Genomic DNA, 19,567 nt, shown 5'->3' with positions numbered 1-19,567 from the left:
CTCAACCGATCTCGAAGAAGGGTTTGCCCAGCAGGTCAGGCACGACATCGATGCCGAGGCCTGGCCCGTCTGGAATGCCCATGCGGCTGCCGGTGACCGGCGGCATGTTCGAGGCGGTGCGAACCGTCACCCATTCGTGGAAGGCAATGGCGTGCAGCCGCCGCTCCTCCGGCGTCGACAGTGACAGATGTGCCATGGCAGCAGTATCGATCTCGGCGCCGCCGGTGTCCTCCACGGTGATCATGAAGCCGAGGTCGACGGCGAGGTCGCGGATCTGGCGCGTCTTGCTCACGCCGCCCAGCCGCGAGATCTTCAGCGTCAGCCCGTCGGCCGCGCCCTTGCGGTGGATGTCGAGCATGTCGTCCAGCGACGCCACGGATTCGTCGAGCACCATCGGCTTGTCGAGCGAACGGCGCACCGACATGCATTCGTCGATCGTCGTGCAGGGCTGCTCGAACGTGTAGTCGATGGCGCGCGTCGCATCAGTGAATTGGCGCGCCTGATAGGGCGTCCAGCCGGCATTGGCGTCGCAGAAGATGACCGTGCCTTTCGGCACTGAAGCGGCGACGGCGGTGACGCGTTCGATGTCATCATGGACTTTGCCGCCGACCTTGACCTGCAGCCGGTGAAAGCCCTGGCCAACGATGCGCTTGGCAAGGGCGGCCATGGCGTCGACCGTGCCGTGGGTGACGACCTTGTAAAGTTCAGCAGTCTCGCTCTCGCGTCCGCCAAGCAGCGTGACCAGCGGCACATCGGCGGCGCGCGCCGCGAGGTCCCAGCACGCCATGTCGAGCGCCGATTTGATGTAGGGGTGGCCCTTGAACACCGTGTCCATCAGCCGGCCGATGCTGGCCAGCGCGCGCGGATCCTGGCCGATTAGATGCGGCGCGATTTCCACGACGCCCGCGCGGACACCCGCGGCGAACGCTGGCGAATAGAAATTGCCGAGTGGCGCCATCTCGCCCCAGCCGGTGATGCCGCTGTCGGAGGTAATGGCGACGATCACCGCGTCGAACGCGTCGGCCTCGCGCCCCTTGGACATCCGGTAGGGCCCGTCCACAAAGGGCTGCACGACATGGTAGGCCTTGATGGTTTTGATCTGCAATTTGTCTGTCCATTGTCTGCGATGTCGGGGTGGTCAGGCTCTTTGCGGCGGCGACCTCAGCCGCCGTCGGCCCTGCCTGCGCGATCGGCCTTGCCGCCCTTGGACGTCCGCTGTTCGAGGCTGCGCGCGTAGGAAAGCAGTTCCTCGAAATCGAGGCCGATATGCTCCCTGGCATGGCGCTGGGCGGCGCGCATGTCCTTGCCCTTCAGCAGTTGAACATAGGTCTCGTGGACGTCTTCGGCCGGCACCGGCTCATTGCGCGCATGCTGGTGCAGCGCAAAATACATCTGCAGCCGGCTGGTCAGCCGCTGCCAGGTCTCGAGCAGCACCGAATTGTCGGCCCATTCATAGATCAGACCATGCAATTGCAGCGCCGTTTCGATCTGCCTAGTGGTGTCGAGGTCACGTGTCGCCTGCTTCACCGCCTCGTGGCGGCGATCGAGCTCGTCGAAGAAGCGCTGGTCGCGCAGCGGCCAGGTCTGCTCGATGGCGAACTCGTCCATCACCTTGTTGAAGGAATAGGCGTCGTCGATGTCCTTGGCTGTGACATCGATGACGAAGGTTCCGGCATAGGGGATGCTGGTCAGGATGCCTTCCTGCACCAGCTCGCGCATCGCCTCGCGCAGCGGCGCGCGGCTGACCCGCATCTGCTCGGATATCCTGAGTTCATTGAGCTTCTGCCCGGGTTCCAGCTGGCCGGTCAGGATCGCGCGCCTGAGCAGCGCCACGATCTCGGCCCTGCGTGTCGTATCCGCGATCGGACTGAAATCCAGCTTCGCCATTCGGTCACTCCAAAAGGAACCGAAAGCAAGACAAACAGATTGTCGACAATCTAGCAAGAGGCTGTTTTCTGAATCTTCGAGTCCGGTAGCACAGGGCGTCGTCGGCTTAAGCGGCCCGACCGTAGAAGCCGACCCGTTCCTCGCTGCTGAACATCACCCCGGGCTTCTCGTAGTAGGAAAACACCGCGATCATGCGCTCGCGCTCGCCCTCGACAGTGGTGACGCGATGCGCGGTGTTCTTGCCGCGAAAGACGTTCAGCGTGCCCGGCTTCAGGCGCAGGATTTTCGCGTCGGGGTCACGCCCTTCGAGCAGTTTGGCAACACCGTCATAGTTGGGATTGTCGTCGGATCTCAGATCGGTGCGGTACTGGAAGTCGCCGCCGCGCTCCGGCGCCTGCAGCAACAGCGTGGTAGTGAATTCCGAGCGGTCGAAATGCCAGTTCAATGCTTCGCCGGCGCGATAGGCCATCACATTGGTGCGAGCCAGCGGGTCCTGCATGACATGCAGCTTCGTCTTGCCCATCGCCGCCGCCAGGAACTGCAGAAGCGGTTCGTATTCGTAGATCGCCAACACGACGCTGCCCGGGATCTGGTCGGCACACACCGTGTGGCTGATGGTCTCGACCTTGCGCAGGGCGGGATGGTCGGGCGCAAGCTCGGGAATGTCAGGCTTGAAGTAGATGTTGTGCATGCGCTTGTGCACATGCGATCGCGTGTCCATCACGGGCTGGATTTCCTGCACCGCCCGTTCGGCCACGCCGGGCCGCAAGAAACCTTCGAGATTGAACATGCCCTCGGCTGCCAGCGCCGCTCTGGAGGTTTCCAGGAGGCGATTCCATTCGGCGCTGCCTTCACGGTCGAGGGGGTAGCGGTCCAGGTCGAGAATGTCTTTCATGTCTCTTGCTCCAAGGCTGAGACCACAGAAGACGGCAAAAAAATCTTTCTCTCAACGCCGAAAATAATTAGGCTTGCGAAAGAAAAACTATGGAGATCGCATGGAACGGCTGCCACCCCTGAACGCGATCAAGGCTTTCGAAGTGGCTGCGCGTGCCGGGAGCTTCACGCTTGCCGCCACCGAACTCGGTGTTTCCTCAGCAGCGGTCAGCCAGCAGATACGCAATCTCGAGAGCTGGTTCGGCAAGCAGTTGTTCGTGCGCACTGGCAACCGCATCGCGCTTACCGATGCCGGCCATGCGATCTACCCGCAGACGGCGCGCGCTTTAGGCGACATCGCCGCGATCGGGCGGCGCATGCTGGAAGGGACTTTGAGAACGCGCCTCGTCGTCAGCGTGCCGTTTTCACTGGCCGAACTGTGGCTGGCGCCGAGGCTCGCCGTGCTTCTCGATGTTTTTCCGCAGATGGCGATCGACGTCCGGGTCGAGAACGATCCCGTCGATATTGCGCGCCAGAACATCGACCTGCGCATCAGCTATGGCGACTATCACTATCCCGGATTGAAGCTCGTCCGTCTCGTCCATGACGATGTGCTGCCGGTGTGCGCGCCGGAGTTCTGGCACCGTCACGGCAGCGGCGCGTCCAGTCTGGCGGAGCTGCACGAGAGCCTGTTCATTCATACCAACTGGGGTCCGAACTATGCCACGCACCCGACCTGGGCGGACTGGTTTTCGGCCTCCGGAGGCAACCGCGCGCCCGATCCCTCGCACGGGCGGCGCGTCGGCTTGTCCAGCCTGGCGATCGCCTCGGCACGGCTTGGTCTGGGGGTAGCGCTTGGCCAGCGGGTCATGGCCCGTGCCGATCTGGAAGCGGGGCGCCTCATCGCGCTCTCATCCGTATCGGTGCGCCTCGGCCATCCCTATTGCGCCTTCATGCCTGCGGCCAAGGCCGATCGTGCCGATGTCGCCGGCCTGGTCGAACTGCTCAGCAAAACGGCGCCCTCGACATAGCGAGGGCGCCGCTGGACCGGACCTGACGGGGGTTCAGGTGGCCGGCTTCTCTGGCAGCGGAGAGATCGGCATTCCAGGTCCGATCTTCTGCAGATTGCCTGTTATCACCTGGTCGCCTTCGGCCACGCCGCTCAGGACAGCGACCTGGTCGCCATTGATCGGTCCGAGCGAAACGATGCGCTGGTCGACCGTGTTGCCCTTGCCGACGACGTAGAGGTATTTGCCGAGCTGGCTCGAGCCCAATGCCATCTGCGGCACCATCAGCGCATCGGGCTGCTGCTTGATGTGCAGCCGCACACGAACATACTGGCCAGGCAGCAGCGTGAACTTCCCGTTGCCGATCGTCGCCCGTGCCGTGATGGTACCGGTCGAGGGATCGATCGTGTTGTTGATGAAGGTGAGCTGGCCCTTCTGGCGCGGTTCGGTGTCGCCGGGAAGCAGGATGTCGACATCGATCGGCCCCGCCGCCTTGGCTTCCTCGATCTGCGCCAGATCGGTTTCGCTCGGATTGAAGGTGACGTAGATCGGGTCGAGCTGCACCAGCGTGTTGAGCACCGTGCCGGCAACGCTGACCAGAGTTCCAACAGAGGCCTGATTGCGGCCGATGCGCCCGGCGAACGGGGCCTTGATTTCGGCGTAGCTCAGATTGAGTTCGGCAGTCCGCACGGCGGCCTGGTTGACAGCCAGCGACGCCTGGGCTTCGCGCAAGGTGCTGGTGCGCTGGTCGAACGCATCCTTGGCGATGTATCCGCTCTTGGCGAGCTCGGTGCCGCGGCCAAGATTGGAACGTGCGTAGTCGAGCGTTGCCGTGTCACGCTGGACCTGCGCCTTCGCCTGGTCGAGCGCAGCCTGGAAGTCTTCCGGGGCTATTCTGTAGAGAAGGTCGCCTTGCCTCACGTCGACGCCGTCGGCAGCAGCCTGCTCCTGCAAATAGCCCGGCACGCGCGCCTGCAGCGTGATGCTGCGGATCGGCTCGGTCCGCGCGGCATAATCGAGATAGATCGGGATCGTCCTCTTGACGACGCTGACCACCGGCACCGGCATGACAAACGCTTCCGGGGCAGGCGCTGCCCCCGCCGTGCCGGCATTGAGGCTGAGGTTGCCCATATCGAGCAGATGAACGCTGGCGACCGAGACAGCCCCCAGGGCGACGGCCGCACCCAACGCGATTTTCCATTTACGCATGATCAAGTCTCCAATCCTATTCGGCCGCTTGCGCCAAAGGCGCGAAAACGGGTTCGGCATCAGGTTCAGTTGGTTCGGAAACGGGTTCGCTGTCGCTGCGGCGCTCGCGCAGCTGCTCGATCACCGCGTAGAAAACCGGCACGAACACCAGCGACAGGATCGTCGCCGCGACCATGCCGCCAAAGACGGTGGTGCCGATAGATTGACGGCTCGCCGCACCCGCACCGGTCGCGAACATCAGCGGCAGCACACCGAGGATGAAGGCGAAGGCGGTCATCAGGATCGGCCGCAGCCGCAGCCGTGCCGCTTCCATCGCGGCATCGACGATGCTCAGGCCTTCCTCGCGCCGGCGTCGGGCAAACTCGACGATCAGGATCGCGTTCTTGGCCGCCAGCCCGATCAGCATGACGAAGCCGATCTGCGAGTAGACGTCGATCTGCATGCCGCGCACCCACAGCACCGCGAAGGCGCCGAACAATGCGAGCGGCACCGCCAGCAGCACCATGAACGGCATCGCCCAGCTCTCATATTGCGCGGCGAGGATCAGGAAGACGAAGACGATGGCGAGGCCGAAGACGACGGACGCGATCGAGCCCGCCTTGAGCTCCTGATAGGTGATGCCGGTCCATTCATAACCGAAATCCCTGGGCAGGGCCGTCGCAGCCGCGCGTTCCATTGCCGCCACCGCCTGGCCCGAGGAAAATCCGGGTGCCGCACCGCCATTGATCAGGGCCGACGCATTGTTGTTGTAATGCGGGACGGTTTCCGGACCGACGACCGGCACCAGCTTGCCGAGCGTGCTCAACGGCACCATGCCGCCGGACGCATTGCGGACGTAGAGCCGCGAAATGTCGGCAGCACCCGCACGCGCATCCTTGTCGGCTTGCATCGTCACCCGGAAGGTGCGGCCGAACAGATTGAAGTCGTTCACATAGAGCGAGCCGAGATAGATCTGCAGCGTGTTGAACACGTCAGGCAGGTTGAGGCCGAGCAGCTTCGCCTTGTTGCGGTCGAGCTCGTAGTTGTACTGCGGCGTCGAGGTCGAGAACGACGAGAACAATTGCTGCGCGTTGAGCTCGGGCTGCTTGCGCGCCTCGGCAAGGACCGCCTGCGTGGCATCGTTGAGCGCGACGCTGCCACGACCGGTCAGATCCTCGACCTGGAACTCGAAGCCGCCGGTCGTACCGATGCCGGGGATGGACGGCGGATCGAAGCTCAGCGCAAAGGCTTCCGGAATCTGCAGCAGCTTGTTGCGCACCTCGGCGACGAGCTTCGAGGCACTCTGGTCGGGGCCGCGTTCATCCCATGGCTTCAGGATGGCGAACTCGACCGCCGAGTTCGATTGGGCGGCGTTGGTCAGGAAGTTCAAACCGCTGATCGAGCCGACGATGTCGACGCCGGGCGTGTTCTGCAGGATGTCACGCGCCTTCTGCGCCACCGCGTCGGTACGCTCGAGTGCTGCACCATCGGGCAGCTGGATGACCACGAAGAAATAGCCCTGGTCCTCGACCGGCAGGAAGGTCGAGGGCAGGCGCTGCCAGACGAAGTAGGTTGCCACAAGTCCGGCTGCGAACAGGCCGAGCATGATCCAGCGCAAGCGGATGAGGACGCGCACGCCATTTGCATAGGCATGCGACAGCCGGTCGAAGCCTTCGTTGAACCAGCGGAACAGCACGAACTGGGTTGCCGGGCGATGGCGCAGGAAGGCGGCGCTGAGCGCTGGGCTCAGCGTCAGCGAGTTGAAGGCGGAGATGCCGACGGAAATCGCCACCGTCAGGGCAAACTGATTGTAGAGCCGCCCGGAAACGCCGGGAATGAAGGCAACCGGCACGAACACCGCCATCAGCACGGCGGTGGTGGCAATGATCGGTCCTGTGACCTCGGCCATCGCCTTGCGGGTGGCGGCCAGCGGACTGAGGCCGGCCTCGAGTTGACGCTCGACGTTCTCGACCACGACGATCGCGTCATCGACGACAAGGCCGATCGCCAGCACCATGCCGAGCAGGCTGAGCATGTTGAGCGAGAAGCCGAGCATGTACATGACCACCAGCGTCGCCACCAGCGACACTGGAATGGCGATGGTCGGGATGATCGTGGTGCGCCAGCTTTGCAGGAAGATGAACACCACCGCGACGACCAGGATCAGTGCTTCGCCAAGCGTGATCAGCACGTCGTGCATCGACGCCGAGACGAAGCGCGTCGTGTCGTAGTGCATGGCGTAGCTGACGCCCTTCGGGAAACGGCCCGACAATTCCTGCATCTTGTCCTTGACGCGCTGCTGCAGATCGAGCGCATTGGAACCCGGCATCTGGTAGACCGCGAGCACGACGGTCGGGTCCTTGCCGAAGAAAGCCGACGACGAATATTGCAGGGCGCCGAGTTCGATGCGGGCGACGTCGCGCAGGCGCACCAGCGAGCCGGAAGCCGCATTGGCGCGCACGATGATGTCGCCGAATTCCTTGGGATCGCTCAGCCTGCCGACCGCGTTGACCTGCATCTCGAAGGCGGTGCCGGCCGGCGCCGGCGATTGGCCGATCTTGCCGGCCGCCACCTGGACGTTCTGCTCGGCGATGGCGTTCTGCACGTCGACGGCGGTGATGCCGAGATTGGCGAGTTTGTCGGGATCGAGCCATACGCGCATCGAATAGCGCCGCTCGCCAAAGATCTGCACGTCGCCGACGCCGGGCAGGCGCTTCAGCGGGTCGACCACTTGCAGATAGGCGAGGTTGCTCAGCGCCACCGGATCGACGGAGCCGTCCGGCGAGGTGAGGTCGACGATCAGGACGAAATTCGGGTTCTGTTTCTTGATCGTCACGCCACCCTGGTTGACGATTGCCGGCAGCGAGGACGCCGCCTGCGACACCCGGTTCTGCACATCGACGGCAGCCGTGCTCAAGGAATAGCCGACCTCGAAGGTGATGGTGATCGTCGATGAGCCGTCATTGGAGGACGACGACGACATGTAGGTCATGCCCTGGACGCCATTGATCTGCTGTTCCAGCGGCGTCGTAACGGTATCGGCGACCACCTGCGCGCTGGCGCCCGGGTAATGGGCGCTGACCACGACCTGAGGTGGGGTGATGTCGGGAAACTGCGAGACCGGCAGCAGGAAATAACAAATCGTCCCGGCGAGCACCATGATGATGGCGATCGCCGAGGCGAAGATCGGACGCTGGATGAAATAGTTCACCATGACACGCACGCCTCGTTGAATGCCCTTGCATCACCAAATGCCTTGGCAACTCTCGCCAGCCGCCGGCTGCGCCCCGAACCGGAGTCTGCCAGGAAACCTGACGGCGCCTTGCGGCTCAGGCCCTGCTCATCGGCCAGGGAACGAAGCATCGCTTCGAACGACCGCGGGTCGACACGGTCAGCCTTCATCACCATCCGGATCATTGGATCCCGGATGACTTCATCGATCGTCAGATCATTGCGCTGCGACATAGGAGCGGCTCCTGGCTGGCGATTCGCATCGGATGATCGCGAACCGTTTTTTCGTCGTTCTCACCGGCCGAAGCCGCATGATTTGCAGTTTTGCACCCGGTTTCGAGCAGGCAGTGCCAATGGGTATTGCCTGTCATTGACGAGGGGGCTATATGGGTGTTACCAGTAAGTAACATTCGTGACGTTACAGACCGGTAACACCCTAGTCAAGAGGTGTGCCGAATTTTTAGGGAGACAAGGAGACTTCGATGGCAGACGGCACTTCGGAACGCGCTCGGCCCCGGGACAGGATCCTGGAGACGGCGCAGGACATGTTTCACAAACATGGCATCAAGGGCGTCGGCGTCGACGCCATCACCGAAGCCGCCGGCACCAACAAGATGACGCTCTACCGTCATTTCGAGTCCAAGGACGATCTGATCATCGAATGCCTGCGCGCCACCGCATGTAAGGCCGGCGCGATGTGGGATGCATTTGAGGCTGAGCACCCCGGCGACAAGCTCGCGCAACTGCACGCCTGGGTTGGCAAGGCCGCCGATATGCTCAGGGCTGACGGCCGCGGCTGCGACATGGCCAATGCCGCAGTCGAGTTGAGCGAGACCGACCATCCGGCCAGACGCGTAATCAAGGAGCTCAAGGAAGCCCAGCGCGACCGACTGGTAGCCCTGTGCCGGGATGCCGGCATCGGCCAGGCGGAACTTCTCGCGGATACGTTGTCGCTGTTGCTCGAAGGCGCCCGCGTCAGCCAGCAAAGTGTCGGCGCCGAAGGCCCCAGCGCGCAGTTTGTCCGCATGGCCGAAGGCCTCGTCGCCTCTTTCAGGGGTGCTGCGGCAAGATAGTCTGCCGCCAACCTCTCCATCTTGCCGACGCGAGTGACATCCCGGTTCTGCGGCCGGCCAGTTCTATGGCCGGAACGAAAAAAGCCCGCTGCCGGGAGGAGGTGGCAGCGGGCTCGATTTCGAATGAGACGCGGGAGGAGGTGCGCCGCATTCAGCGTCGGCATCGCATCTGGGAGGAGTAGATGGCCGACACCTACATGTTTACGGGTTGCTTAATGATTCGGCAACCATGAAATGTGCATGGCTGATGTGCAGATTTGTGGCATCACCTTGGGGAAGGGCGCCGCCAACTGGAGCCTGAGCCAGAAATCGGAGTCGGCCTCAGCTCCGGATCATGTTCACAATCAAAGCGTTGCAGCCTCCGCTCAGTGCCATGGTATGCACCATCACTGCACCGGGACGTTTTCCTTGAAGATCAGACGCGGCTCGATGAATTTCTTGGTCAGATAGGGCGCCGACGACGCAATCGAGCCAAGCAGGCGGATAACCGATTGCTCGGCAATCAGCCGTGCATTCTGGTCGATGACGACATCGAGCAAGTCGTCGACGAGGTATCCGCGCGTCTCCTTCGTCAAATCATGGCAGATGAACACCGGCTTCTTCTGAGGCTTGGCTTCCCGCAGCGCTTTCGCCACGCCCGAACGTCCGGCGCCGACGCAGTAGATGCCGAGCAATTCCGGCTCGTTGTGCAGCGCCTTCATCGTGGCGGCATAGCTGCCCTCCGGTTCGTCGTTGATCTCGACCGCGCTGGTGATGGTCAGGTTGGGAAACTCCTCGCTGAGCACCGAGCGAAAGCCCATTTCGCGCTCCTCGTGGCCGCGATAGGAGCGCGAGCCGACGACCATCGCCAGATGGCCGGTGCGCCCGCCAAGGAAGCGCCCCATCAACAGCGCCGCCGTGCGGCCGGCCACCCGGTTGTCGATGCCGACATAGGCGGAGCGGGGTGCTGCCGGAACGTCGGAGACCAGCGTGACCAGGCGGATGCCGGCGTCGACGATCTCGCGCAGGATGTTGCGCGTTCTGGGATGGTCGACGGCGATGACGCCGACGCCATTCGCCCGCAATGAAAGATTTTCGACGGCCGCCTGCAGCGCGTTGGGCGAGATGCCGGCGAGATTGTGGATCCGGCAGGAGGCGACCAGCGGCAGCCGTGCGGCGTAATCCTCGATATGCCCCGCCAGATCGATCATGAAGGCGTTGCTGCCGATCGGCAGGAAGAATTCGAGATGCGCCGGCCGTGAGGGCAACGTCACCTGGTCGACGACAGGCAGATAGCCGAGCTGTTTGGCCGCCTCCATCACGCGCTGCCGGTTGGCGGCGCTGGCGCCTGGCCGGTTGTTGAGCACCCGGTCGACGGTCGCCGTCGATAGCCCGCAGCTCCTGGCTATGTCCGAAACGGTGGCTTTCATGGTCACAGTCATAGGAGCTGATGCGATCCTGTGCCAGACAGCGACGTAAGCAGTCGGGATGACTGCTCAGCTCGGCCGCTGCGTGCCTTCGACAACGGCGTCGTGGATCTCCTTGTCCGACATGCCGGTGATGATCCGTTCGACCTCGGCGACATTGGTCTTCTTCGGGTCGATGTCGTCGGCCACCACCTTGCCCCGGCGCATGACGACGATGCGGTCGACCACCTGGAACACGTGATGAATGTTGTGGGCGATGAAGATGCAGGAGTGCCCGGAATCGCGGGCGCTGCGCACGAAGCTCAATACGCCTTGCGTCTCGGCGACGCCGAGATTGTTGGTCGGCTCGTCGAGGATGATGAGGTCGCTGTCGAAATGCATGGCGCGCGCGATGGCGACGGCCTGCCGCTCGCCTCCGGAGAGCGAGCCGATCGGCGTCGTCGGTGGGATGTTCTTCGAGATGCCGACCTGCTTGAGCAGGTCGCGGGCGACAATGTTCATCGCCTCCTGGTCCATCCGGTTGAGGAAGCGCGGCGGCTTGATCGGTTCGCGCCCTAGGAACAGATTGCGGGCGATCGACAACTGCGTGACCAGTGCCGAGTCCTGGTAGATCGTCTCGATGCCATGGGCGATGGCGTCGCTGGTGCTGCGCAAGTTCACCTTCTTGCCGCGGATGAAGATGTCGCCGCTGGTCAGCGGAACAGCCCCCGACAGCACCTTGATCAGCGTCGATTTGCCGGCGCCATTGTCGCCGAGCAGCCCGACGATCTCCCTTTCGTTGACATGGAAATTGGCGTCCTCGAGTGCCTGCACGCGCCCATAGGACTTGCGGATGTTCGTCATGCGGATGAGCGGTTCAGCCATGGTTCAAGTCCCCGCCTGATGCCGGCGTTCCAGCCATGAGTGAAGCGCCATCATGCCGAGGATGATGGCACCGATGAAGATGTTGTAGGCAAGGCCGGGCACGCCGATCAGCACGATGCCGTTGCGCATCACGCGCAGGATCAGGATGCCGAGCACGGTGCCGATGATCGTGCCGCGTCCGCCGGTCAGGGCCGTACCGCCGATCACCACCATGGCGATGACTTCGAGCTCGTAGCCGGTGCCGCTGTTGGGGTTGGCTGCCGAAGTGCGCAGCGAACTGATGACCCCGGCGAACGAGGCCATGAGCGACGACAGCACGAACAGGCCGATCTTGACACCGCTGACGTTGACGCCCCGCGCCCTTGCCGCGTTGGGGTTGCCGCCCGCCGCCTGGATCCAGTTGCCGGTCCGGCTCTGCGTCAGCACATAGCCAAGCGCGATGGCCGCGGCGATGAACCAGAACAGCGACATGTAGATGCGGAACGGCCCGATGAAGAAATCGCCGACCAGCGCCTCCGCCAGCCAGCTGCCTTCGGCGCTCCAGGTCCGCTGCGGAAACCCGTCGGTGACGAACAGCGCGGTGCCGCGCACCACCAAAAGCATTCCGAGCGTCACCAGGAAGGACGGGATCTTGAGCTGCGTGACGAACCAGCCATTGACCAGCCCGATGCAGGCGGCGACCAGCAGCGCCACGACGAAGCCGACTTCCAGTGAGGTGAGTCCGCTGTTGAACAGCGTCCACATCAGCACCGGCGAGAAACCGAACAGCGAGCCGACGGAAAGGTCGAATTCGCCTGACGTCATCAGCAGGGTCATCGCCAGCGCAATCAGGCCGAGCTCGACCGTGAAGGCCAGCGTGTTTGAGATGTTCTGCGGCGACAGGAAGTCGTGGTTGAAGCTCCAGAACACGGCGATCTCGACGACAAGCAGCACGAAAGGCCCGAACTCCGGCCTAGCGATCAAGCGTTGGATGAGGGAATGGTTTTCCACTGATAACCCGCGACATGATGGGAATTGGCTGAGACCTGCACACCGTCTGCGAAGGTCTCGGCGGAATGGAGAAGGCAGTCGCGACCGCCGGTGCGGTCGCGACTGTTTGGTCGCGGATTATTTTCCGGACAGGATGTCGTCGTAAACCTGCGCGGTGTCCTTTTCGTAGAGCGCGCCGGTGATGACGTTGAATCCGGGCGGTATGCCGCCGGCTGCCATGTTGGCCAGCGAAAGCGCCACATAGCTGGTCGCCTGCGGATCCTGCCACTGCCCGGCATTGACGTAGCCGTTCAGCACTTCCTGGGTGGTGTCGAGCGAGTTGCCCCAACCGACGACCGGGATTTCGCCCGGCTTGACGCCAACCTGGTCGAAGACACGCTTGATCGAGCCGGTCACCAGATCGCCGAGGCCGATGATCGCCTTGACCTTGGCCTTGTTGGCGGTGAGGTAGTCGACCATGCGGTTGATCACTTCAGCCTGATCGAGCGTGGCTTCGGTGATTTCATAGGTGATGCCGAGCGGCTCGAAGACGCTCTTGATGCCTTCCTCTTCCTGGACGCCATAGGTGGCGCCCGGGATTTCGACCGGCATCCAGACGAAATCGCCCTTCTTCACCAGGCCCTTGTCGACCAGATATTGCGCCCAGTGCTTGCCGAAGGTAACGTTGTCGCCGCCGACATAGGCGTTGAAGTCCGCCTTCGGATCGGGCGTGTTGAAGTTGATGATCGGGATTTTCGCCGCCCGCGCTTCCTTGACGATTTCGACCAGGCTGCCAGGATCGGGGCTAGTGGTGGTGATGCCATCGGCCTTGGCGGCGATTGCCGCGCGCACGGCCTCTTGCTGGGACGCCACGTCGCCATTGTGGAACGAGGTGTTGACGGTGTTGCCGGTGTCCTTCGCCCATTGCTTGGCGCCGGCAAGGAAGTAGGTCCAGACCGGGTCGGCCGGGCCGCCATGCGAAATCCAGTAGAAGGTCTTGGCCTGAGCCGCTGCCGGAATGGCCAGCGCCACAATCATGCCAAGCACAAGTAGTCTTAGCCTCGTAAGCATTTGCTTTCCTCCCATTTGAAATTGCCTCCACGTCCGACGTTTGATCACGGCAAAGCCCTGATCGTATTTCTTGCCAGCGCCGATCTGGAAGCCTCACAGCATTCCCTTTTTCGACGTATGGCAAGCCTCAGCCGCCAATGGATGTTGGCGCAACGCCGGGCGCCATCAGTTGTCCCATCAGATTGCATCAGTTTTGGTGATATTCTTCGAGCAAACGATGCTTGTCGCGCTCCCTCGGCGGATCGCCATGTTGGCCCGTTAACGCGCGGAAATGGGCATGGAGAAACCGCCGCCGCTCGAGCGAGCATGCGAGCCTTCGTTCAGGTGGCGCGGGAACTAGATGAGATCGGCCCGGGCGAGGTCGCGCATGAGATGGCTGGCGCCATAGGTCCAGTGCGGGCAGTCGGGCGACAGCCGCACGCAGTTGACCAGCGCGCCGAATTTCTCCGACGAGATGGTGACGATGTCGCCGACCTTGTGGGTAAAGCCCTTGCCCTTTTCGCCGCGATCCTTCGACGGCACGAACATGGTGCCGAGATAGAGCGCCAGCCCGTCGGGATATTGGTGGTGCGGCCCCATGGCGGCTGCAACCAGTTCCTCCGGCGAGCGGCTGATCTCTGCCATCGAGCTCGCGCCCTCCAGCGAAAACCCATCCTCGCCTTCGACCCGCAGGCGCACGATCGCCTGCTTCACATCGTCGATGGAAAATGTTGCGTCGAACAGCCGGATGAACGGCCCGAGCGAGGCCGAGGCGTTGTTGTCCTTGGCCTTCCCGAGCAAAAGTGCCGAGCGCCCTTCGACATCGCGCAGATTGACGTCGTTGCCGATCGTGGCGCCGACGATGCTACCGCTGCTGGCGGCGATCATGGCGATTTCCGGCTCCGGATTGTTCCAGGTGGACACCGGATGCAGGCCGACATCGGCGCCGAAGCCGACCGACGCCATCGGCTGGCACTTGGTGAAGATCTCGGCGTCGGGGCCAATGCCCACTTCCAGATATTGCGACCAGGCGCCGCGCGCGATGAGCTTGGCCTTGATCTCCTTCGCTTCCGGCGAGCCGGGCTTGAGTTTCGACAGGTCGTGGCCGATCAGTCCGGCAATGTCGGCGCGGATGGCGTCAGCCTTTTCCGCCGAGCCGCGCGCCTGCTCCTCGATAACGCGTTCGAGCAGGCTGACGACGAAGGTGACGCCCGACGCTTTCACCGCTTGCAGGTCGACTGGAGACAGCAGGTACGGCTTGCCCGGATCGCGCGTGGCCTGGAAACTGTTGGCGGCGATAGCGTCAAGCGAACCGATCGGCTTGCCCTTGGCCGAGCCGACGTGGCCGGCGGGATCCGGCAGTTCGCAGACGTCGCGTACGGTTGGCGCGGCACTCGATGTGATATCGAAGACCGTGCCGTCGCGCACCGTGACCACCAGCGGATACGAGGCATCACTCGCCCTGGCGCGGCCGACGAAAAGGCCTTCGGTCGGCAGGTGCGTCGGGTTGGTCATGGCTTGCAGTCCTCTGCGTGATGGAAAAGGTGAACGTGGCCGGATCGGCGCGGCACTTTCAACAAATTCCCGACAAAGGTCTACCCGTGCGGCGATCGAAATGATGTCTGTTTTATCAGCTGCATTTCGCTTTGCCGGATGCCCATCGACTGCCATCGGTCGGCGCTGGGACAAAAACGCTCTTTCAAAATAGTGAAATCTTCACTAGGATTTTCATTTCGCGACATGCATTCCAGGTGATCCTTGCCCACAAGTTTTTCCGATCCGATCTGGCAGAAGCCGCAAGCGGCCTCTGCGTTCCAGTCGCTTGTCGCAGCCGGCGAACGCGTGGATGTACTCATTGTTGGCGGCGGCATCCTCGGCCTGTCGACGGCGTTGCATGCCGCCCGCCTCGGCATGTCCGTGCAGGTGCTGGATGCCGGCGAGATCGGCCAGGGTGCATCGGGCCTGAATGGCGGCCAAGTCATTCCCGGCCTGAAATATGATCCGGAATGGCTGCTGCATCATTTTGGCCCTGAGCGCGGTGAAGCGCTGGTCAATTTTGCCGCCTCGACCGCCAATGCGGTGTTTGAGCTGATCGAGGACGAAAAGCTGGCAGTGTCATTCGTTCGCAACGGCTGGATCCAGGCGGCGCACACCGAGACGGCGCTGAAGGCGGCGGCCAACAGGGACCGGCAATGGCGGGCGCGTGGCGCCGATGTCCGGCTTTTGAACGAGACGGAAATCGCTGCGATGACGGGTGCGCAGGGATATCTCGGCGGCTGGCTGGACCGTCGCGCCGGCGTCATCGATCCGCTCGCCTATACCTCGGAACTTGCACGGGTCGCCGCAGTGGCCGGTGTGAAGATCGCCGAGCGCCAGAAGGTGGTGCAACTTGGCAGGAACGCCGGTCTCTGGCGCATCTCGACGGAAAGCGGCGCTGAATTGCAGGCCAAGGCGGTTCTCCTGGCGACCAACGCCTATACCGGTGGTTTGCTTCCCGGTCTCGCCGAAACGATCGTTCCTCTGCATTCCTTTCAGATCGCCACGGCGCCGCTTTCGTCCAATCTCGCGGCCACGATTTTGCCGGAGGGGCAAGCGGTGTCCGACTCGCGCCGCATCCTCGTCTACTACCGCAAGAGCGCCGATGGCCGGTTGGTGCTTGGCGGGCGCGGCCGCATGGCGCTGCCGACCAGCCCGGCGGACTGGGCACATCTCGAGCGCGCGCTGCTGCGGCTCTACCCGGCGCTGTCCGACGTGGCCATCGAGAAGCGTTGGTTCGGCCGGGTGGCGATGACGCCGGACCATCTCCCGCACATCCACGAGCCCGAGCAAGGCCTGCTGGCCGTGGTCGGTTGCCAGGGGCGCGGCGTCGGCCTGATGACGGCGCTTGGCGAGCGCCTTGCCGGCTACCTCGGAACCGGCGACGCCAGGCAATTGCCGTTCCCGGTCTCGCCGATCCGGCCGATCCCGTTCCACGCCTTCCGGCAGGTGGGGGTTGCAGCCACCATCGCCTGGTACCGCATGCTGGATGCCTTCGAACGCTGATTTCACGCCACAGCTTGAATCAGCTTGACAGTTTCATGAATATGAAAAAATCTTAGGTAATTTCAAAATCTCGATGGGCAGTCCGATGTCGACCATCGTTGCAACAGAAGCGCCGCCAGCATCCCGATCGTCCTCGGGATTCCGCTTCGCCATGCTGCTGCCGGGCGCGCTGGTCACCTTCTTGCTGATCCTGTTTGCCCTTGGCCTCGTGCTTTTCCTGGCACTTCGCAGCAATGACGGTTCGCTGCTGGGCGCGGGTTTCACTTTTGCCAATTTCGCCACCGTGGTGTCCGATCCCCTCTACTGGACCGTGACGCTGCGCTCGCTGATCATTGCCGGTCTGGTGACGCTGGCAACCGTCGTCACCGCCTATCCCGTTGCCTACTATCTCGCCTTCCATGCCGGGCGCCGCCGTGGCCTGCTGCTGTTCCTGGTGACGCTGCCATTCTGGACCAGCTATCTCCTGCGCGTCTTCGCCTGGAAGATCGTGCTCGCCTATAATGGCGTGCTGAACTCGGCGCTGATCGAAAGCGGCATCTGGTCCGAGCCGACGCTCGCCTTCCTCAACACGCCGGCAGCCGTCGTCGTCACGCTGGCCCACGCCTATGCGCCGTTTGCCATCCTGCCCATCTATGTGGCGCTGGAGACGATCCCGAAATCGCTGCTCGAAGCCGCTTCCGATCTCGGCGCGAGACCCTTCACCAGCTTCCGCCGTGTCGTGCTGCCGAATTCGATGCCGGGGGTGCTGGCGGCCGCGCTCGTCGTCTTCGTCCCGACGGTCGGCGACTATGTGACGCCGGCCATGGTCGGCGGCCCGAGCAGCACCATGATCGGCACCCTGATCCAGTCGGAGTTCGGCAAGGCCAATGACTGGCCTTTCGGCGCCGCACTCTCTGTCGCCGTCATGCTGGTCATCCTCGCCGTGGTGCTGGTCGTGCGCTTCGCCGACCGCAGATTTGGCAGCCGGACATGAGCGAGGGGCGTCGGACAGACGCAAAACAAGGCGGCCGCTGGCTCGGCGTCTACGTGCTGGCCTATCTGGTGTTTCTCTATCTGCCGGTATTGCTGATCCCGCTGTTTTCCTTCAACGATTCGATCCAGGCGGCGTTTCCGCTGCAAGGCTTTACCTTGCAATGGTATGCGACGCTGTTCGGCAACGCGGCACTGTCCGGCGCACTTGCCAACAGCCTCGTCATCGGCGCCATTGCCGCCACCGGCGCCACGCTCTGCGGCATCACCGTGTCCTATATGGACCTCTATGGCCGCTCGCCGCTTGCCGCCACGATCAGCGCCATCGCGCGCCTGCCGATCCTGATCCCTGGCGTCATCGTCGGCATATCGCTGTTGATCCTGGTCAACCTCGTCGGCTTCGGCCCTTCGCGCATCGCTATCGTGCTTGGCCACATATTGGTGGCGCTGCCGACGACGGTGGTGATCATGCGCAGCCGCTTCGCCGCCATCCCGAAGACCATCCGGGAAGCGGCACTTGATCTCGGCGCTTCCGACTGGACGGCGTTCCGGCGGGTGATGCTGCCGCTCAGCCTGCCGGCGATCGCCTCGGCCTTCATGCTGGCCTTCCTGATCTCGTTCGACGAGTTCATCGTCGTCTTCTTCCTCGCCGGCACCGAGCCGACGCTGCCACTCTATATCTGGGCCCAGCTGCGCTTCCCGAAATCGCTGCCGACAGTCATGGCTCTCGGCACGGCAATCCTTGCCGTGTCCTTCGTCATCGCGGCACTCGCCGAAATCCTGCGCCATCGCGGGCTCACTGCCGCTCAGCGGCCGGTGCCGGCCAATCCATCCAAACCAGAAGAAACCAAGAGAGGAGAACTGCAATGGCATTCGACCTGAAATCGATACACGGAAAGACAGTCCGGGCCGGACTGGCCGCCTTCGCCCTGGCGCTGTCGTCGACCGTCGCCTTGGCGGCCGACAAGCTGCAATATTTCACTTGGTCGGGCTATGAACTGCCCGACTTCAACAAGAGCTTCCTCGCAGCACACCCCGATGGCGTCGAGGCCTCGATCTTCGGCGACGACGACGATGCCTTCACCAAGGTCAAGGCCGGTTTCCGCCCTGATGTCGCGCACCCCTGCTACGACAAGGTGGCGCGCTGGAACAAGGAAGGCCTGCTGCAGCCGATCGACACCAAGCGCATCAAGAACTGGGATTCGATCTTTCCGGTCTTCAAGAACCTGCCCGACCTGCAGGCCGGCGACGGCAAGGTCTGGATGGTGCCGTGGGACTGGGGCAACACCTCGATCCTTTACCGCACCGATCTGGTGAAAAACCCCGAGGCGAGCTGGAACCTGCTGTGGGACAAACAGTATGCCGGACGCATGGCAACCATCGACGCCGTGCACGACACGCCGGTGGTGGCCGCACTTCTGGCCGGCGTCAATCCGTTCGATATGACGCCGGAGCAGATGGACAAGGTGGCGGAAAAGCTGCGCGAGCAGCGCCCGCTGCTTTCCAACTACACCACCGACATGACCTCGGTCGAACAGGCGCTGGCCAGCGGCCAGCTGGTCGCCGCCATGACCTGGAACGCCTCGGCCACCTCGCTGAAGAAGCAGGGCGTGCCTGTCGAGTTCATGAAGCCGAAGGAAGGCATGCTGACCTGGGCGTGCGGCTTCGTCATGCTCAAGGACGCCAAGAACGTCGACCTCGCCTATGACTTCATTAACAGCCGGCTGGAGACGGATTCGGGAAAGTACCTGATCCAGGCTTACGGCTATGGCAGTTCGACCAGTTCAGCCTTCGCCGCGGTGCCGAAGGAGGAACTGGAGAAATTGCAGTTGCCGTCGGATCCCGAAGTGATGCTGAAGACAACCGTCTTCACCGGGCCGATGAAACAGAATGACGACCTCGCCAAGATGTTCGAGAAGGTCAAGGCAGGCGGCTGACTTTTCAGGCGCCGCGCGGCTTCTGTCGCGCGGCGCCGCCCCGTGGAATGATACGGCAAACGAGGTCGAAG

Annotated in this window: 17 protein-coding genes; 6 read left to right on the top strand and 11 right to left on the bottom strand. The window is 63.0% G+C overall.

All coding sequences use genetic code 11. The annotated features are described in order from the left end of the window. Position 1 precedes the first annotated feature (1 nt). The 3 genes from LHFGNBLO_RS31275 to LHFGNBLO_RS31265 form a co-directional block, all read right to left on the bottom strand. Positions 2-1,105, bottom strand: coding sequence for a mandelate racemase/muconate lactonizing enzyme family protein (locus LHFGNBLO_RS31275; protein WP_258603793.1), 1,104 nt, complete (start codon positions 1,103-1,105; stop codon positions 2-4). Between the two features lie 56 nt (positions 1,106-1,161). Then, complete coding sequence (locus tag LHFGNBLO_RS31270) at positions 1,162-1,887, bottom strand: GntR family transcriptional regulator (RefSeq protein ID WP_258603791.1); 726 nt, start codon at positions 1,885-1,887, stop codon at positions 1,162-1,164. 106 nt (positions 1,888-1,993) lie between these two features. After that, entirely contained in the window at positions 1,994-2,782 is a 789-nt protein-coding gene (locus tag LHFGNBLO_RS31265) for a 2OG-Fe(II) oxygenase (protein WP_258603790.1), read from the bottom strand. A 100-nt stretch (positions 2,783-2,882) separates the two neighbouring features. Here LHFGNBLO_RS31265 and LHFGNBLO_RS31260 point away from each other — a divergent pair, with 100 nt between their 5' ends. Next, positions 2,883-3,791: a LysR substrate-binding domain-containing protein gene (locus LHFGNBLO_RS31260; RefSeq protein ID WP_258603788.1), complete on the top strand. Its 909-nt coding sequence runs from the start codon at positions 2,883-2,885 to the stop codon at positions 3,789-3,791. Between the two features lie 33 nt (positions 3,792-3,824). Here LHFGNBLO_RS31260 and LHFGNBLO_RS31255 read toward each other — a convergent pair whose 3' ends face one another. Genes LHFGNBLO_RS31255 through LHFGNBLO_RS31245 form a run of 3 tightly spaced genes read right to left on the bottom strand, consistent with a single transcriptional unit; the run spans position 3,825 to position 8,420 of the window. Further along, entirely contained in the window at positions 3,825-4,976 is a 1,152-nt protein-coding gene (locus tag LHFGNBLO_RS31255; RefSeq protein ID WP_258603787.1) for an efflux RND transporter periplasmic adaptor subunit, read from the bottom strand. 16 nt (positions 4,977-4,992) lie between these two features. Continuing rightward, a complete protein-coding gene (locus LHFGNBLO_RS31250) occupies positions 4,993-8,169 on the bottom strand; it encodes an efflux RND transporter permease subunit (protein WP_258603784.1) in 3,177 nt (1,058 codons plus the stop codon). After that, positions 8,163-8,420: a hypothetical protein gene (locus LHFGNBLO_RS31245; RefSeq protein WP_258603782.1), complete on the bottom strand. Its 258-nt coding sequence runs from the start codon at positions 8,418-8,420 to the stop codon at positions 8,163-8,165. The genes LHFGNBLO_RS31250 and LHFGNBLO_RS31245 overlap by 7 nt, the downstream gene beginning before the upstream one ends. Before the next feature lie 248 nt (positions 8,421-8,668). Here LHFGNBLO_RS31245 and LHFGNBLO_RS31240 point away from each other — a divergent pair, with 248 nt between their 5' ends. Beyond that, positions 8,669-9,259 (top strand): TetR/AcrR family transcriptional regulator, encoded by a 591-nt coding sequence (locus tag LHFGNBLO_RS31240; RefSeq protein WP_258603780.1) that lies wholly within the window; start codon positions 8,669-8,671, stop codon positions 9,257-9,259. 386 nt (positions 9,260-9,645) lie between these two features. Here LHFGNBLO_RS31240 and LHFGNBLO_RS31235 read toward each other — a convergent pair whose 3' ends face one another. The 5 genes from LHFGNBLO_RS31235 to LHFGNBLO_RS31215 all read right to left on the bottom strand — a co-directional run bounded on the left by LHFGNBLO_RS31235 (position 9,646) and on the right by LHFGNBLO_RS31215 (position 15,063). Beyond that, a complete protein-coding gene (locus LHFGNBLO_RS31235) occupies positions 9,646-10,668 on the bottom strand; it encodes a LacI family DNA-binding transcriptional regulator (protein ID WP_258603779.1) in 1,023 nt (340 codons plus the stop codon). A gap of 66 nt (positions 10,669-10,734) precedes the next feature. Continuing rightward, a complete protein-coding gene (locus LHFGNBLO_RS31230; protein WP_258603778.1) occupies positions 10,735-11,529 on the bottom strand; it encodes an ATP-binding cassette domain-containing protein in 795 nt (264 codons plus the stop codon). A gap of 3 nt (positions 11,530-11,532) precedes the next feature. Beyond that, entirely contained in the window at positions 11,533-12,519 is a 987-nt protein-coding gene (locus LHFGNBLO_RS31225) for an ABC transporter permease (RefSeq protein ID WP_258603777.1), read from the bottom strand. Between the two features lie 117 nt (positions 12,520-12,636). After that, positions 12,637-13,569, bottom strand: a complete 933-nt coding sequence (locus LHFGNBLO_RS31220) for a substrate-binding domain-containing protein (protein ID WP_258603776.1) — start codon at positions 13,567-13,569, stop codon at positions 12,637-12,639. 336 nt (positions 13,570-13,905) lie between these two features. Continuing rightward, positions 13,906-15,063: a fumarylacetoacetate hydrolase family protein gene (locus LHFGNBLO_RS31215; RefSeq protein ID WP_258603774.1), complete on the bottom strand. Its 1,158-nt coding sequence runs from the start codon at positions 15,061-15,063 to the stop codon at positions 13,906-13,908. Positions 15,064-15,306: 243 nt separating this feature from the next. On the opposite strand from LHFGNBLO_RS31215, the gene LHFGNBLO_RS31210 reads away from it, so the two are divergent. The 4 genes from LHFGNBLO_RS31210 to LHFGNBLO_RS31195 all read left to right on the top strand — a co-directional run bounded on the left by LHFGNBLO_RS31210 (position 15,307) and on the right by LHFGNBLO_RS31195 (position 19,496). Then, the gene (locus LHFGNBLO_RS31210) at positions 15,307-16,590 is read left to right on the top strand and encodes an NAD(P)/FAD-dependent oxidoreductase (RefSeq protein ID WP_258603771.1); all 1,284 of its coding nucleotides are present in this window, start codon (positions 15,307-15,309) and stop codon (positions 16,588-16,590) included. Between the two features lie 85 nt (positions 16,591-16,675). After that, positions 16,676-17,563: an ABC transporter permease gene (locus tag LHFGNBLO_RS31205; protein ID WP_258603769.1), complete on the top strand. Its 888-nt coding sequence runs from the start codon at positions 16,676-16,678 to the stop codon at positions 17,561-17,563. After that, positions 17,560-18,441: an ABC transporter permease gene (locus LHFGNBLO_RS31200; RefSeq protein WP_258603768.1), complete on the top strand. Its 882-nt coding sequence runs from the start codon at positions 17,560-17,562 to the stop codon at positions 18,439-18,441. Before LHFGNBLO_RS31205 ends, LHFGNBLO_RS31200 begins: the two co-directional genes overlap by 4 nt. Further along, positions 18,426-19,496 carry an ABC transporter substrate-binding protein gene (locus LHFGNBLO_RS31195; protein ID WP_258603767.1) on the top strand — a complete coding sequence of 357 codons (1,071 nt, stop codon included), beginning with the start codon at positions 18,426-18,428 and terminating at the stop codon, positions 19,494-19,496. The genes LHFGNBLO_RS31200 and LHFGNBLO_RS31195 overlap by 16 nt, the downstream gene beginning before the upstream one ends. Positions 19,497-19,567: the final 71 nt, after the last annotated feature.

Origin of the sequence: Mesorhizobium sp. AR10 (assembly GCF_024746795.1) — a bacterium.
Classification (GTDB): Bacteria; Pseudomonadota; Alphaproteobacteria; order Rhizobiales; family Rhizobiaceae; genus Mesorhizobium.
This window is presented reverse-complemented; position numbering and strand designations above follow the sequence as displayed.

Excerpts from the sequence above, each read along its gene's own strand:
- LHFGNBLO_RS31270 (WP_258603791.1), bottom strand. The coding sequence starts at position 1,887 with ATGGCGAAGCTGGATTTCAGTCCGATCGCGGATACGACACGCAGGGCC.
- LHFGNBLO_RS31265 (WP_258603790.1), bottom strand. The coding sequence starts at position 2,782 with ATGAAAGACATTCTCGACCTGGACCGCTACCCCCTCGACCGTGAAGGC.
- LHFGNBLO_RS31260 (WP_258603788.1), top strand. The coding sequence starts at position 2,883 with ATGGAACGGCTGCCACCCCTGAACGCGATCAAGGCTTTCGAAGTGGCT.
- LHFGNBLO_RS31255 (WP_258603787.1), bottom strand. The coding sequence starts at position 4,976 with ATGCGTAAATGGAAAATCGCGTTGGGTGCGGCCGTCGCCCTGGGGGCT.
- LHFGNBLO_RS31250 (WP_258603784.1), bottom strand. The coding sequence starts at position 8,169 with ATGGTGAACTATTTCATCCAGCGTCCGATCTTCGCCTCGGCGATCGCC.
- LHFGNBLO_RS31245 (WP_258603782.1), bottom strand. The coding sequence starts at position 8,420 with ATGTCGCAGCGCAATGATCTGACGATCGATGAAGTCATCCGGGATCCA.
- LHFGNBLO_RS31240 (WP_258603780.1), top strand. The coding sequence starts at position 8,669 with ATGGCAGACGGCACTTCGGAACGCGCTCGGCCCCGGGACAGGATCCTG.
- LHFGNBLO_RS31235 (WP_258603779.1), bottom strand. The coding sequence starts at position 10,668 with ATGAAAGCCACCGTTTCGGACATAGCCAGGAGCTGCGGGCTATCGACG.
- LHFGNBLO_RS31230 (WP_258603778.1), bottom strand. The coding sequence starts at position 11,529 with ATGGCTGAACCGCTCATCCGCATGACGAACATCCGCAAGTCCTATGGG.
- LHFGNBLO_RS31220 (WP_258603776.1), bottom strand. The coding sequence starts at position 13,569 with ATGCTTACGAGGCTAAGACTACTTGTGCTTGGCATGATTGTGGCGCTG.
- LHFGNBLO_RS31215 (WP_258603774.1), bottom strand. The coding sequence starts at position 15,063 with ATGACCAACCCGACGCACCTGCCGACCGAAGGCCTTTTCGTCGGCCGC.
- LHFGNBLO_RS31205 (WP_258603769.1), top strand. The coding sequence starts at position 16,676 with ATGTCGACCATCGTTGCAACAGAAGCGCCGCCAGCATCCCGATCGTCC.
- LHFGNBLO_RS31200 (WP_258603768.1), top strand. The coding sequence starts at position 17,560 with ATGAGCGAGGGGCGTCGGACAGACGCAAAACAAGGCGGCCGCTGGCTC.
- LHFGNBLO_RS31195 (WP_258603767.1), top strand. The coding sequence starts at position 18,426 with ATGGCATTCGACCTGAAATCGATACACGGAAAGACAGTCCGGGCCGGA.